The 14,567-nt window shown below is 26.7% G+C and carries 16 protein-coding genes; 10 read left to right on the forward strand and 6 right to left on the reverse strand.

The features are described from left to right. Positions 1-203, reverse strand: a 203-nt coding sequence (locus tag WC356_05770; protein MFA5382653.1) for a hypothetical protein, incomplete at its 3' end; no start/stop codon positions are given. Positions 204-374: 171 nt separating this feature from the next. On the opposite strand from WC356_05770, the gene WC356_05775 reads away from it, so the two are divergent. From WC356_05775 to WC356_05785, 3 genes are read left to right on the forward strand one after another with little or no spacing between them, the layout of a single operon-like run. Further along, complete coding sequence (locus WC356_05775) at positions 375-689, forward strand: transcriptional regulator (GenBank protein MFA5382654.1); 315 nt, start codon at positions 375-377, stop codon at positions 687-689. Next, the gene (locus WC356_05780) at positions 686-1,201 is read left to right on the forward strand and encodes a hypothetical protein (protein MFA5382655.1); all 516 of its coding nucleotides are present in this window, start codon (positions 686-688) and stop codon (positions 1,199-1,201) included. The genes WC356_05775 and WC356_05780 overlap by 4 nt, the downstream gene beginning before the upstream one ends. Then, positions 1,198-1,305, forward strand: coding sequence for a type II toxin-antitoxin system PemK/MazF family toxin (locus WC356_05785; protein ID MFA5382656.1), 108 nt, complete (start codon positions 1,198-1,200; stop codon positions 1,303-1,305). The genes WC356_05780 and WC356_05785 overlap by 4 nt, the downstream gene beginning before the upstream one ends. Before the next feature lie 250 nt (positions 1,306-1,555). Here WC356_05785 and WC356_05790 read toward each other — a convergent pair whose 3' ends face one another. Beyond that, the gene (locus WC356_05790) at positions 1,556-2,341 is read right to left on the reverse strand and encodes a hypothetical protein (protein ID MFA5382657.1); all 786 of its coding nucleotides are present in this window, start codon (positions 2,339-2,341) and stop codon (positions 1,556-1,558) included. 77 nt (positions 2,342-2,418) lie between these two features. Here WC356_05790 and WC356_05795 point away from each other — a divergent pair, with 77 nt between their 5' ends. The 3 genes from WC356_05795 (at position 2,419) to WC356_05805 (ending at position 4,451) form a co-directional block, all read left to right on the forward strand. Next, entirely contained in the window at positions 2,419-2,694 is a 276-nt protein-coding gene (locus tag WC356_05795; GenBank protein MFA5382658.1) for a hypothetical protein, read from the forward strand. A gap of 160 nt (positions 2,695-2,854) precedes the next feature. Then, entirely contained in the window at positions 2,855-3,703 is an 849-nt protein-coding gene (locus WC356_05800) for a helix-turn-helix domain-containing protein (protein ID MFA5382659.1), read from the forward strand. 1 nt (position 3,704) lies between these two features. Continuing rightward, positions 3,705-4,451, forward strand: a complete 747-nt coding sequence (locus tag WC356_05805; GenBank protein ID MFA5382660.1) for a DUF6036 family nucleotidyltransferase — start codon at positions 3,705-3,707, stop codon at positions 4,449-4,451. A gap of 61 nt (positions 4,452-4,512) precedes the next feature. Here WC356_05805 and WC356_05810 read toward each other — a convergent pair whose 3' ends face one another. Continuing rightward, positions 4,513-6,126 carry a beta-eliminating lyase-related protein gene (locus WC356_05810; GenBank protein MFA5382661.1) on the reverse strand — a complete coding sequence of 538 codons (1,614 nt, stop codon included), beginning with the start codon at positions 6,124-6,126 and terminating at the stop codon, positions 4,513-4,515. 109 nt (positions 6,127-6,235) lie between these two features. After that, positions 6,236-9,079 (reverse strand): leucine--tRNA ligase, encoded by a 2,844-nt coding sequence (gene leuS, locus WC356_05815; protein ID MFA5382662.1) that lies wholly within the window; start codon positions 9,077-9,079, stop codon positions 6,236-6,238. Positions 9,080-9,131: 52 nt separating this feature from the next. Here leuS and WC356_05820 point away from each other — a divergent pair, with 52 nt between their 5' ends. The 3 genes from WC356_05820 to WC356_05830 are packed head-to-tail and all read left to right on the forward strand — an operon-like array spanning position 9,132 to position 12,480. Then, entirely contained in the window at positions 9,132-11,309 is a 2,178-nt protein-coding gene (locus WC356_05820; GenBank protein MFA5382663.1) for a hypothetical protein, read from the forward strand. Further along, positions 11,306-12,028: an ATPase domain-containing protein gene (locus tag WC356_05825; GenBank protein MFA5382664.1), complete on the forward strand. Its 723-nt coding sequence runs from the start codon at positions 11,306-11,308 to the stop codon at positions 12,026-12,028. Before WC356_05820 ends, WC356_05825 begins: the two co-directional genes overlap by 4 nt. A 50-nt stretch (positions 12,029-12,078) precedes the next feature. Beyond that, on the forward strand, positions 12,079-12,480 hold the full coding sequence (locus WC356_05830) for a potassium channel family protein (GenBank protein MFA5382665.1): 402 nt from the start codon (positions 12,079-12,081) through the stop codon (positions 12,478-12,480). On the opposite strand, the gene tnpA is transcribed toward WC356_05830, so the two are convergent. Beyond that, the gene (gene tnpA, locus WC356_05835; protein ID MFA5382666.1) at positions 12,477-12,953 is read right to left on the reverse strand and encodes an IS200/IS605 family transposase; all 477 of its coding nucleotides are present in this window, start codon (positions 12,951-12,953) and stop codon (positions 12,477-12,479) included. The genes WC356_05830 and tnpA overlap by 4 nt on opposite strands. Positions 12,954-13,058: 105 nt before the next feature. Here tnpA and WC356_05840 point away from each other — a divergent pair, with 105 nt between their 5' ends. After that, on the forward strand, positions 13,059-13,562 hold the full coding sequence (locus WC356_05840) for a hypothetical protein (protein ID MFA5382667.1): 504 nt from the start codon (positions 13,059-13,061) through the stop codon (positions 13,560-13,562). 61 nt (positions 13,563-13,623) lie between these two features. Here WC356_05840 and WC356_05845 read toward each other — a convergent pair whose 3' ends face one another. After that, on the reverse strand, positions 13,624-14,403 hold the full coding sequence (locus WC356_05845) for a hypothetical protein (GenBank protein MFA5382668.1): 780 nt from the start codon (positions 14,401-14,403) through the stop codon (positions 13,624-13,626). Positions 14,404-14,567: the final 164 nt, after the last annotated feature.

The raw sequence follows: 14,567 nt of genomic DNA on the forward strand, positions 1-14,567 counted from the left end.
CCTTTTACAAAAAATTTATTAAGTGTAGTTCCAAATGAATCTATATTATTATATACTTTTTCAGGAATTATTTCATAAAAAACTTTATATCCTAATTTTTCAAATTCTTTTATATGTAGAGGTATTTCTTTTGTTTTTCCTTGAAGCATTAATGTATTTATTCTATCTGCAAATTCTTTTGTTTCTCCTATTATCTGACTCATTTTACTCACCTCTTTTTTTGATCATACATCATTCTTACTAAGAGTTAATTTTTAAACCCTTTTAAAGAATAACTGAATTATATATAATTACTAAATATTTTTTAGTAAATTCATTAGCGTTTTAATTAATGAACCAAAAAGCTTAAAAAGATGAAGGGAATAGTATACTCTATGGGTGAAATATTAAATCTAGTTGAGAATTCAAAAGCCATAAATTCTAATCTTTTTTCTCGTCAGAGAATATTAATTTTAAAAAGTTTAGAGAGCTTAGACCAAGAAGGTGCAGTATTTAGGCAATTAAAAGCATTTTTAGAGCTTGATGATGGTAGTTTAGCTTCTAGTTTAAAAATGCTTGAAGAAATAGGATTTATAAAAAGTAAAAAAATTAAATTAGAGAATAAAAATATGACTCAATATTTTATAACAAATCATGGGAAGGAAGAATTTAATATATTTAAAAAATGGTTAGGAGAGGTAATCGAATGAAAAAATTAGATAAATTATTAATATATTTAAACGAATTAGGAATAAAACCAAATTTAGACAGTTTTGAGAATAAATTAATAATTCAAAAAACAGCTTGTTTATTAAAAATGCTGGGTTTTGATATTAATTACAAATTTTCTTTATATGTAAGAGGACCTTATTCTAAAGATCTAACCCAAGATTTATATAATAATTTAAACCCCTCAAAAGGAAAAGTCTCTAAAAATGAAAAAGAAAAACTTAAAAAATTTAAAGAAATTACTGAGATGGATCCAAAATACTTAGAATTAATGGCTACATATGTTTTTTTAGAAAAAGAATATACAGAAATAGAAGCTAGAATTAAATTAAAACAAATAAAATCATTTTATTCAGATCATTTAATTGCAATTGGAATATCTAAAACAAAAGAATTATTCTACAACCCAACAAAAGAAGAAATAAGAGAAATGAAAAGAGATTTTAAGGACATTCAAGAAAATGCGTTAGAAACTGTGGAAAGATTCTTATGAAAAACCCATTAAAAGGAGAAATTTGGTTAGCTGATTTTAGTGGTTCTAGAGGACATGAACAAAAGAAGAAAAGACCTACTATAATTATAAGAGATCTTACGTAGATTTAGTAATTGTATTACCCTGTACTTCTAAAGAAAAACATTCAAACCTTCCTTACACTTATGTTTTAGAAGCAGATACAAAAAATGGATTAGAAACTAAAACAATAGTATTAATTTTCCAAATAACAGTTATTGATAAAACAACATTAATAAAAAAATTGGTAAAATAGATGAAACAGAAATGATTGATATTTCTACAAGTATTAAAAATTTGTTAAAAATATAAGACTGACAATTAAGAAATAATTGTCTATTTATTCATATCCTCATCAATATTATACCAGGCGTCTAAATGCTCCCAACTTAATGGGATTTGATTAATTATCTCTTTACCATATTTTTCTACTGCCCAATCCATAAGTATTTGGCCTTTTTCATAACTTCCAAAAAATGGTTGTTTCCAATTATTATTTAATTCGTTAGATAGATCTAAAGTGCAATAAACTGCAAAACCTTCTATCCAATTTAAAAAAGCTTTAGTATTTTTAACATGAGTTAGATCTAAAGTTCCTCCTAGTCTGGCCCATGCTATATGGAATAATTCATGAACAATAGTTGCATCATCAATTTTTTCTGGGTTTTCTAATATGTCTATTCTTTCTATAATATCTATTGGAAAAGTAATACAATTTTTTTTATTTATAGGGGTAGCTGAATAACTACTACAATTTGAATAATTCATTAAAAGAGCATGGGGAAGCATTACTAAGTTAATGATAGTATAAAATCCCATAGTGACTAAATATTCAATAATATTATTTGAGTCTTTACTAATTTCTTTATAACTTTCTTTTATTGCTTTTGATAAAAGCTTAACTGTTCTTAATCCTGCTGATTTATTGTCTAAAAGTATTATTTCTCCTAAAGTAACCCCTATTTTTTCTTCAATTAAAGGAGTATATTTGTCTACTTTTTGTTGTATGGTCATTTTTCTTTTTTCAATTTCTATTGTAGACATAGGCGGAATTGCTTTGAAAAGAGTTCTATATTTAGTTATCTCTGAATTAACACCTTCTTTTATTCTTTTAAATGCCATAATAATATTATGGTTATTTGTGTTTAAAAAGGTATTGGTGATACTCTTTTTTAAACATTTCTTAACGTAATATATGTATGTTGAGGAAGAAGCATCCAACTTCAGTATCTGGTTATAAAGATAATAAAGAGCTTGGAAAAGATATTGCTAAAATGAGGTATGATAAAATGGTTGAAGTTCTTATTGGTATAGCTGAAGATATTAAAAGACAGCAGGAAACAGATAGAGAAAGAGGGAGAATGAAATTGTCTAATAGTCTCAATGAATTTCATGAAAAATTAATAGATGCTATTGAATCAGGACAAAAAGTATGGGAAATTTGCAAACCTTTCATGAAAGATGAAGAAAGATAAATATATTTTAACAAAATTTAAACAGTTTAAAGATAATGTTAACTTATTTTACATAAAAAGTGTAATAAAAGTTAAATATACATAAGAAGTATTTAACTTATTTTACACAAAGAATGTAATAATAGTTAACTTTAAAAACTATCATGTTCTAAATAATTATATGGAATTAAAGCTAACTAAAGCAGAATTAAAAGTATGTTTTAAAATATATGATTTAAACAAAACACTTTCTGCATCAGAATTAGCTGAAGCTTTAAATATAAAAAAGAGTTTTTTAACTAGAATATTAAAGAAATTATTAGAAAAAGGATTTATTGATATAATAAAAGAAGGAACAAAAAAACTAATATCACAATCAAAAGAACCGCATTCAAAAAAATTAAAAGAATTATATGAATCTATATCTGAAAGTAATATAGAATGGCTTTCAGGTTCTGCATTGGATGTGTTAATAACTTTACAAAATAATAATCTAAAATTTCTTGAGCTGGAAGCAGACTGTTCAAAAAAGCAGATATATAATATATTAAATAAACTTTACTCTGCAGGTGCAATAAACAAAACTGAAAATTTTTATATCTCTAATCAATTAGTATTATCATTTGTAGAAGCTTATGCTTTATTTATGGCTGAAAAAACAGCAGATATAAAAGAGAGAATTAGAAAACATTGTTTTGTTGTATCCAAAAATGAACTTCCTTTAGCTGAAACCGGATTAAGTTTTTTATTAGATCATGGTCTTGAAGCAGTTTTGATAAATAATTACTATTATTTTAATTTAGGCAAGAAGAGTAGAAAAATAGATATAAATGATGCTTTTGTTCATGCAATTCTATTCTCAAAATATCAAATACAAGATAGAACATTACTTGCTCATTTTTATTTAAAAAATCGCAAAAAATTAAATATTATTGAAATAAGGAAATATGCAGAGCAATTAAATCTAAAAACAGAATTAAACAGTACTCTTTTGATTCTATCCAATTATGAAAAATTAAGAGGTATTTAAAATGAAAAAAAGATTTGGAAAAACAGAACTTAATAATTTTTTCAATGAAATTGGAGAGAATCTTCCTGAAAAAACAACAGTTTATTTATTAGGTGGAGGAGCTATGTGTTTTAGAAATCAAAAAAGTACAACAAAAGATTTAGACCTGCTTTTTAAAGATAGTGAATCTTATAACAAATTTATACAAAATTTAGAGAATCTGAATTTTAAAAAACAGAATCTAATTTCAAAAGCATATGTAAATATGGAAGCAAATAGTATTTGGGATCATATTTCTGGATTTAGGCTTGATTTGTTTGTTGGTTCTGTTTGTCATAGATTATTTTTATCTTCTAATATGATACAGCGTTCAAAACTTCTTAAACAATATAGTAATTTATGTGTGTATATTATGTCTAATGAAGATATTATTCTTCTTAAGGCAGTAACTGAACGAATAGATGATACTGCAGATATTGCTTCAATTATTCATTCTGCAGAAATTAATTGGGGAATTATTTTAGAAGAATGCGAGGTTCAGAGTAAAGATAGAGTTTGGTATGGTGAATTATTGAATAAATTTTATGAATTAAAAGAATCATTTGGCATAGATCCACAAATTATCCCAAAAATTGAAGAATTATATCAAAATGCCCTTATCAAAAATAAAATCAATGAATTAAAAGATAAAGGATATTCAAAAAAGCAAATAGAAAATGAGTTAAAAGAGAGAGGATTTACTGATACTGAAATAGAAGGCGCTTTTTAATCACATCAATTTTATAGCAGGTTTCATTGGTAATATTCCTTTTATCAAATTGATTTAAGATTTAATGTATGAGGTCATTCCAGATTTCTTTTATTTGTGAAACTATTTTATCAAATTCTTTTTTGGATCTTAAGGCATAGTGTCCTCCAAAATGATAAAACCCCTTTGTGTTATAATCTTTTGCTTCTAATCCAAAAATAATATTATCAAATAAGCCACTATCATATGCAATTGCTAATGGGGCTAATCCATTAAAGATTAATCCAGAAGTATATGTTAAACGGGGAATTGCATATCTTAATGAATCCATTTCTGGTGAATTTACTAATTTCCAATCTCCATCTTTTTTAACCCATTTTCCATAAACTCTATTCCCTAATCCACATCCTCTTGTTCCGTTTGCAGCACACAATATTGCTTGTAGATATTCTGCGGGGCAATTTTCATTTTTAAGATTTTTTAAAATTTGATTTGCAGGTATATAAATTGCATGTGCACCACCAACATGTGGAAAGTGATAATCAGTTGTCAGTTTTTTTGAAATTCCATAAGTTTGTGCAATTCTATCTAATATTATGTTTTCATCTATTGCTAATCCTAAACCAGAGACTATTTCTATCATTTCTATTCCTGTAAGTCCACAATAAGAGTCAAATCCGTTTCCATAAAAAACAGTTGTTTTTTCTTTTATATCTTTTCTAATCTGATCTATTTTATCTAAAATTAATTTTGAATTTCTATTTAGAAGTATTCCTCCCCCCGAATGAGAATAGATTTTTTTAAAACTCAAAGTTATTACATCAGAATATGAAAGAATTTCTTTTACGATTTCAATTAGTGATTTATTTTCATATCCATTTTCATATATTTTTATTAAAAATGCATTTTCAAAAATTCTACAAGCATCTATCCAAGTTATTAATCCATTTTGTTTTGCAAACTCCGAAGTTTCTTTTATATTTTTCATTGAAACGGGTTGTCCACCGCCCCCATTATCTGTCATTGTTATTAGGATTACTTTTGTTGCATCTTGATTTCCATTATATATTTTTTTTAGTTTATCTAAAGGTATATCTCCTAAAAAAACAGAGTTTGATTTTTTAATTCTTTCAGGAGTTGTTAAAGGAGTGCAACATATTACTTTATTTCCACTTGCACAAATATGTCCTTTTGTTGTATCAAAGGGTCTGTTAGCTAAAATAATACTTTTTTTTGGAATCAAACCAGTATTTATTAAACTAGTTAATAAAAGAAATTCTGCTGATCTTCCTTGTAATGTTGGATGAAATGCAAATTGTTTTCCAAAGATTTCTTTTATAGCTAAATCTAATGTTGTTCTTGCTGGTGATCTTGCATAAGAATACGTTAAGATATCACTAACATGTTCTTTCCAATCAGTTATTATTTCTTTTTGTGTTATATGGGTGGTGGAAGTTCCTGAATCTGTTAATAAATCTACAAATACACTATCTGCTTTAACATTAAATGGGTTAAACCCACCTTTTTTAACTTCTGTTATTATTTTTTCTCCATTTTCTCTTTTCCATAGTTCTATTTGTGTTTTATCTTCAGTAGTTAAATCACAATCTAAGTTATTAATTTTTTCTTCTAAAACAATTTTTATACCTGAAGGATTAGTTAAGATCTCTTTAATTAAGTTGCGTTTAAAATCCATATAATTACCTCTTTTTGTTTGTATAAATTAATAATAATAAGAAATATTTAAAAATGTATCTGAATATCCACTATTAATAACATAAATTTATCTTGTTTTAAATTTTATTTTACATCAATTTTATAGCAGGTTTCATTGGTAATGAAGACTGCGCTTTGGAATCCTCTGATTCTTTTTCTAAATAAATTTCTATTTCACAATTAAAGCGCTCTTTTAGGAAATCCTGCGCTTCTGTAAGTATATCAAATTCTGGTAATGGAACTATATTTTTATAAGTTATTATTTTTTTCTGATTTCTTTTTAAAAATCCAGCAATATCTTTTTTATGCTCTTTTAATTTATCTATTTCATCTGCTTTTTTCATTAAAGCGCTTATATCTATTTTATCCATCTCTAATGCAGTTTTTATCAATTCCCATTTCCAATTATCTGAAATAAATATTTTTATCATTGTTGGCTTGTCTATTTCAGTTAATTTTTGTATTTCTTGTATATCTTCTATCACTTGTTTTAAATAATCTTCATCATCTATAGAATTAATTTTAATTTCTTTAATTTTAGGTAAAGTAGATTCACAAACTAATGAGTTTTCTTTTAAAACTTCATGCCAAATTTCTTCAGCAAAATGCGGGGTAAATGGAGATATTAATTTAACAATGGTTCTTACAGTTTCTTGTAATAAAGCTTTATTTCTTCCTTTTCTTTTTATATACCAGTCAATATCTGTAAAAATATTATAAAAAGCAATATCTGTTGCTTTTTTTAATTCAAAAGTATCAATATACAAAGAATATTGATTAATATAATAATTAATTCTATTTTGAAGCCAATTATCAATTCTTTTAGGTTTTATTTCTAATGGAGTATTATTCAAATCTTCAAACCAAAAATATATTTTTTCTAATCTTTGTTTATATTTTTCAATTTCAATTTCATCAAATTCAACATCAATATATGGGGCTGAAACATTAGCATAAAATAATCTCATTGGGTCTGCCCCGTATTTTTCTAAAACTTTTGGAACTGGTAAAACCCCGCCTTTAGATTTTGATAACTTATCTCCACCTTTTCCTGTTATCCAATAATTAACATAAATGCCTTTTGGCCATTTTTCTTTAGGTAATATAGCAATATGATTTTTTATAAAAGGAGGAAAATGAACTGTTTTATGTTCTTTACCTCCTAAATTAATATCTAATGGATACCAATATTCAATATTTCTTTTTATTTCAGATATTAATTCTCTTGGCATTCCTCCCATAGATGCTGTATTAATACTTCCTTTATTTAAGAAAACATAATCAAAAAATTCTAATGAAAGCCAATCTGGATTTTTTATTTCTTTTTGATATTTTGAAACTAAGTAAAATATTGGATATAAAGTAGAATCTGAAATTGCTTCAATAGTATATTTATTATCAAATGGGAAAGTAGTTCCCATCCATCTTCCTAATCTTGCACATGGTCTTTCTTTAAACCATTCTAAAGTATTAATTATATTATTTGAATATTCCTGCGGTTGAATATTCATTGATTTAGAATGTTCAACTGCTTGTTCATTTAACCAATCTTTTCCATAATCAATGAACCATTGATTATCTACTTTTTTAATAACAACTCTCCCCCCGCATCTGCATATAACTTCTTCAGATAAATCATAAAAAATATCTGCATCTCCAATAGAAATCATTTCTTCTTTTATTTTATCTTTTGCTTCTTCTACTTTCATTCCTTTGTATTTTCCAGATATTTCTTTCATTGTTCCTGAATAAAATCCTGTTTTATATACTTCTTTTTTAGCTTCTTCTAATTTTGGGTCTTCTTGATTTTTAATTCCTAATTTTTCACATATTTCAACTGCTGGAGATTCTTTAAATCCAGGAGTATTAATTATAGGTATTACTTTAATTTCTTTTATTTTTTCCCAATTTAAATTATATGATTCACATAATTCTTTATTATTTTGTAAATCATATAATCCCATCCAATCATGCGGAGCATCTGAAGGTACTGATGTTACAATACCAGTTCCTACTGATGGATCACAGAATTTAGAAGGTAAAATAATAATTTCTTTATGAATCATTGGTGCTTCAATATATTTTCCAATCATTTCACTTCCTTTTATCATTCCAAGTTCTCTTGTGTCTTCTTTTTGATATTTAATTTTTTCAGCACATTGTTTTGAACATATCCAAGGTTCATTTTCAACTTGTATTATTGAATACTCTTGATTTGGGTCTATCCATAGATTTGTTTGCCCAAAAACAGTTTCAGGTCTTAAAGTAGCAGCTATAATAAACATTTCTTTATCTTGGTTTTTAAATTTAAATTTTAATAATACATATTCATTTTTCTCAGCCTTTCCTCCTTTTGAAATATCTGCTTCTGAAGGATCAACTGCTACTGGTCCGCAATTTACACAGAAAGTTGCATAATAAGGTTTTTGTATTAATAATTCTTTTTCATTTAATTTATGAAACTGCCATGTAATAAATTTTTTATAAATTGGATCTATTGTTTTAACAAAACTTCTTGTATCTAAAATTAATCCAAATTTTTTAAATGTGTTTAAGTAATTATTTCCAAAAAATTCTGCATAACCTTCGGGATTTTTCATTAATTCTAAATTTTTATCTGAAACCCCTGCTTCTTTTAAATAATTAATATATTCGTTATCTCCTTCTGTTATTTTTTGGGCTTTTGCAATTGCTCCATTTCCAGTTACATGCAATCCAATTGGGAAAGATACGTTTTTGCCTTGTAATTTTTTAAATCTTATAATTGCATCTGCATATGAGTATCCTCTCATATGTCCTGTATGTAAAAATCCAGTTGGATATGGATAAGCGAAAATAAGCATAAATTTTTCTTTTTCATTAGGTTCAGTAAAAGCAATTTTGTTTTTTTCCCAAATTTTTTGCCATTTCTCCTCTATACTCTGAAAGTCCATAGACACATTTTACACAGAAACATTTTAAAAACTCATCTTCTTAATATGCGCTATGAAAAAATACATTTTTCTTATGTTTTTATTGGTATTAGGAATAATTTTTGCTATTGAATATTGTGGAATTGACCATATATATTTATCTGATCCAACTCCTATTGAAATAGAAGCTGGAGAATGTACAGACCCGGGTGTTTCAAATTTAATAATAAATGATCTAAATGAAGGAAATGTTTGCCCTAATGATAAGTTACAATGCTGTGCAAGAGGATATTCTAATACTTCTGAATATCTTAATATAACTTTTGTTTGGTATAATAATACCACAGGCGCAATGGATTTATTAGATTTAAATCATACTTTTATTAATGAACCAACTGATAATGAAACAAGAGATGGTTGGAATTATACTGATGAATTATGTTCTCCAAATTTAATAACCTCTTCAAGTGTAAGAAATAATTTCGTTTGCGCAGTTCAATCTTCTTATGAAGATGAATTTGGTTTGCAAGAATCTCCAATATTAATGGAAGATATAACAGTTGAAGATTGTAGTCATAGTAGAAAGTATTTAGATATAATATGGGTTTCTGTGTCTTGTAATACAACTGATCCATATAATTTAAAAGCAGAATGGGAACTTCTTGTTAAAGATAATAATAGAAATAATGAAGCTGGTGTTGAAATTGAAGTCGATGGTGAAGATGTTTCTGGTGAAACAAATGAGGAAGGAAAAATATATTTTTCAACTTCTTTATATCCCAATACTTATGATTTTGAAGCAACAAAAAGTGAATTTGATTCAGATTATGAGTCATATACAATCACAGAATCTAATATAACTGAATTTTGTGATTCGTGTGATCTTAAAGATTTAGATTATAATATTTATTATCCTTGTGCAGAAATAAATTGTTCTACTAAAACAACTGAATCAAATTGTAATTCTGAAACTATGTGTGAATGGATTGATGAAGAGTGTATAAATATTTGTGAAGGTTGTTCAACAGGAGTATATCTAGATGATGTTACAGTAAAAGTAAGAGTTTTTGAAAAAGATACTATTATTCCAGCTCAAGGCATAAGTTTTTCAATTTCACATCCAGATTTTGGGGAAACGGACAGAGAAGAGGTAGTAACATATACTTGTAATACAGATATTAATGGAGAATGTAATGTAACAATTCCTCATATACCAAATAAAAATGCAACTTCAATGCCAACTTTACCTGATGATGATTTTATAATTTCTAGCGAACCTTTTACATTTAATTTTCATGATACAACTTCGTGTAATTATAAAGATAGCTCTGGTTTGTTTTATAATGGTTGTCTTCCTGCAGTGGGTATTTGTGCAAATACAAATGAAACATGTGATCCAACTAAAGATTGTCACATGGGTTTAGATGTTTATGATCCTGATTGCTGTTGTTCAGATTGGTGTCATCCTGATGATCTAATTTGTGTTGAATGTTTTGAACAAAATATTTCATGTACTAATACTTCACAGTGCTGCGCAGGTTTAGATTGTTATGGAGGAAAATGCGATTGCGCAGTGCCAGGAGTAGATTTATGCAGATCTGATTTAAGATGCTGTGGAGATTATACTTGTAATACAACTGATGGTTTATGTATCCCCTGTATTCCAGAAAGAGAAACTGGATGTATTGATACCTCAGATTGTTGTGAAGATTTAGATTGTATTGATGGAGTTTGTGTAAGGGGATGTATTCCTACTTTACCTTGTAATTCTAGTTCAGATTGCTGTGGAGGAACTTGTGATGATGGAAGATGTTATGGTTGTGTAGGACCAGGATGTGAAGAGGAAGATGAAGATGACAATGGTTTAATTCCAAATAATCAAAATGAAACAAATGAAACTTCTATTTTTTGGTTATGGGAAGATAATCCTTTATTTGGTGAAGATTCAGAGGGATTTTTTAATTTTAATTTTTCATTAAGACATGGATGTACGGGATTATTTATAGTAATAGATAATTGGATTTTCTGTGATCTACTTTGGTTAGTATTAATAATTTTATCATTAATTGCTGCATATAGATACAAAGAATATGCACTTAAAAAGAAAACGTCAATTATTACTTTTATACTTCCTATGGCAATAGGATTTTTAACTTATGTATGGATAGGTATTATAATTGCAATATTAGAAATAATATTATCAATAATTAGTCCACCAAAAAAAGAAAAACAAAAAGGTGATAAAAAATGAAATTTATATCAAGTGGTATTAAAAATTTTGATAAATGTTTGGGCGGAGGTTATGTAAATAATTCTGCAACTTTAATTACTGGTGGGCCTGGAACAGGCAAATCTATTTTAGGATTACAATTTTTATATGATGGATTAAAAAATAAAGAAAAAGTTCTTTTAATTTCCTTTGAAGAAAACAAAGATGTAATAATGGAGCAGTCTAATAATTTTGGGTGGGAATTTGAAAAATATATAAAAAATGATCAATTAAAAATTATTAATTTTGATATGCCTTCTACTCATGTTGTGCACGTAATAGAATCAATAAGTAAAGAGGTAAAAACACACAATCCAAAAAGAATTGTTTTAGATTCATTATCTGTTTTAAGCTTGTTTGCAGAAGTAGCAGCCGGATTAGAATTAGCACATTTGTTAAATGTTAATTTAGATCAATTAAAATTATCTCAAGAAGTATTAACTATTGGTGCAGTTATGGGATTGCTTTCAAAAATTAAAAAATATGATAATACTTCTTTAATAATAGCTGAGATTCCCCAAGGTAAAAATAATTTATCAAGAGATTCATTTACAGAATTTATATGTGATGGAGTAATAAAATTAGTAAAAGATGAAAATACAGGTAAAAGGCATTTAAATATAATAAAAAACAGAACTGCAGACCATACTTTAACTCCAGTTAGTTTTTCAATAGACAAAAAAGGTATTGAGCTTAAATAGAGTTTAAAAATATTGAAAAAGAATATAAACCTTTTTACTTTAAACTGAATATGGAGCGACCACCAACAAATATTTTATTCATAGTGTGTTTAATTTTAATTATTATTACTATCGGCGCTAGTTTTATGCATTATATAGAGGGGTGGACTTGGATTGATTCATTTTATTGGGCTACCATAACAATTTCAACAATAGGTTATGGAGATTTAGTTCCTACTTTAGAAATATCAAAAATATTTGTAATTTTTTATATTTTAATAGGAGTTTCAACAGCAGTTTATGGAATGTTTTATTTAGCTTCATTTATGATTAAAAAGAATGAAAATTATTTTGAAACTTTTAAAAAACACCCTAAAAAATTACCAACTCATTTTATAGGACAAACAGCAAAAAAAATGGAGAAAATGAATACTCCCACACCTAAAGGTGTGGGTTTCTGTTTTGTGTTTTAATAAAAATTTAATAATCCTAATTGATTTGGTTCATCTCTTAAATTTTCTATTGTTTCATTAAGTTTGTTTGTATCTTGATTATTAATATAATTGTTTATTGCAGAAGAAGTTACATTACTGACACTTCTGTAAAAATAACCTCTTGACCAGAAGTGTCTTTTTAAATATCTTAATTGAAAACCAGTAAATTTTCTAAAAATTTTATAAGCAGATATTCCTTTCAAAAGCTGAAAAGCTTTTGAAACTGACATATTAACTGGTATTGTTGTGAATAAATGCACGTGATCATTTTCAATTGCTAAGGTATGAATAATCATTTTATATTTATCAGCAATCTCATAAAAAACAGATTTTAAGAAGTCTTTTACATGCTGACTTCTTAAAGATTTATATCTATATTTTGGACAAAACTCAAAATGGTACTGATTTAATCCAATGCAATGGTTTTTATTTGTAAAGTTCCCACTATTCATATACTCAGCTCCAGCGACGATGTGTATGTACAAGCGCTTCGCGCTTGTGCGTCGCTAAGGAGTAAAAAGTATTAAAGATTAAAAATACTTTAGAAAAAGTGCAGGTTGTATCCAACTGATAAATCAGTTGGTTTTAACCTGCTAAAGATAGTTAATAAAATTGAAAAATTAAAAAACAGATTTAAAAAAAGAATTAATAGTTCACATTATAATTTTGAAGTATTAGATATTATAAATACCCCGTTACCATTAGATGATGAATCAATTTATGAAATTCACTGTCATATGCTTCAACCAAATTTATATATCCAGCAACCAGATGAACTTGAGATTAGATTCTTTCAAGAAATACATAGAGTTTTAAAAAATAATTGTAATTTTTATTTTTCATGCGATTCTTCTTTTTTCAGAAGAAACTCAGATGATGTTTCAAACGATGATTATGATTTATTAATACTCGAATTAGAAGAATTATTCAAAAAAATTAAAGTTAAATTAAATCTAGGTGCAGATAGAGAAGAGAAATTCAATTGGGAAGTTAGAAGTGAATTAGAAGAATATACACATTACACTAATAATACTAGATTTTATATAGTCTGTACAAAATAATTTTATAATTTTTATAACATAAATACTAAATTTCTTAAATACTATAAAAAAATAAAAAAAATTAAGGAGTCCAAGTAACAGATGGATTGAATTCGGGTTTCTTTCCTTCTTCTAAAATAATTTTCATTTCTGGTGTAAAAACCCCTATTTTTGTATTTAAATCTGTTGAAGCTTTCAAAAATACCTTATTTACTGTATTTGTTGCTGCTTGAACTGTTGCTCTATCCCATAAATTAAATGATGCCCCTAACATTGGATCAAAGTTTGATGTTGGAGTTGACCCATATATAGTTATATGATCATTTAATACTTCTGCTCTTAAAGATGCAACTATACCTTTTAATTGTTCAAAATTATAAGTTAAACCTGTAAATATGTTGTTTGATACTTTAACATCTATTCCTGTTTGTGCGGATAAAGATTTATTTGAAGAAACATCTATAAGTAAACCTGCATTTATTATTCCTTCTTCTGCTTCTACTGCAAAACAAATTTCTCCTAATTGAAAATCACCTTGTTTTAAATAGAAAGCATATACAGAACTATTGGCTTCTGTTATAGGAGAACTTACTAGCATGGTTGTTTTTATTGTTTCGCCTGTTGTCATCCCAGGAATAATTAATGGTACACCTATTTTTCTAAAACTTGCTGTTCCATCTGCTTCATTAGGTGATGCAAAAACAGACCCTACAGTTAATGATAATGCAAAAAAGGCTTCTACTGGATGATTTACAACTAAATCAAAAACCATTTTTACTTCTCCAGCTAATTTCATACCAAATTCTTTAATTGGATTTCTTACTTCCATTCCATTTATTAGATTTTTTTTATATCTTCTCATTCTCTCCCCCCTCTTTTGTGTTATTACATTAATTATTGTGTATTAACTTATATTTAAATACTTCCCCCCCTAAAGTGTAGAGTAATAATAAGATTTAAAAAGACAGAAGTAAATATTATAATATGGATAATACTATCAAAATCTTAAATAATATAGGGTTAACA

The organism is Candidatus Micrarchaeia archaeon (assembly GCA_041653315.1).
GTDB lineage: Archaea > Micrarchaeota > Micrarchaeia > Anstonellales > JAHKLY01 > JAHKLY01.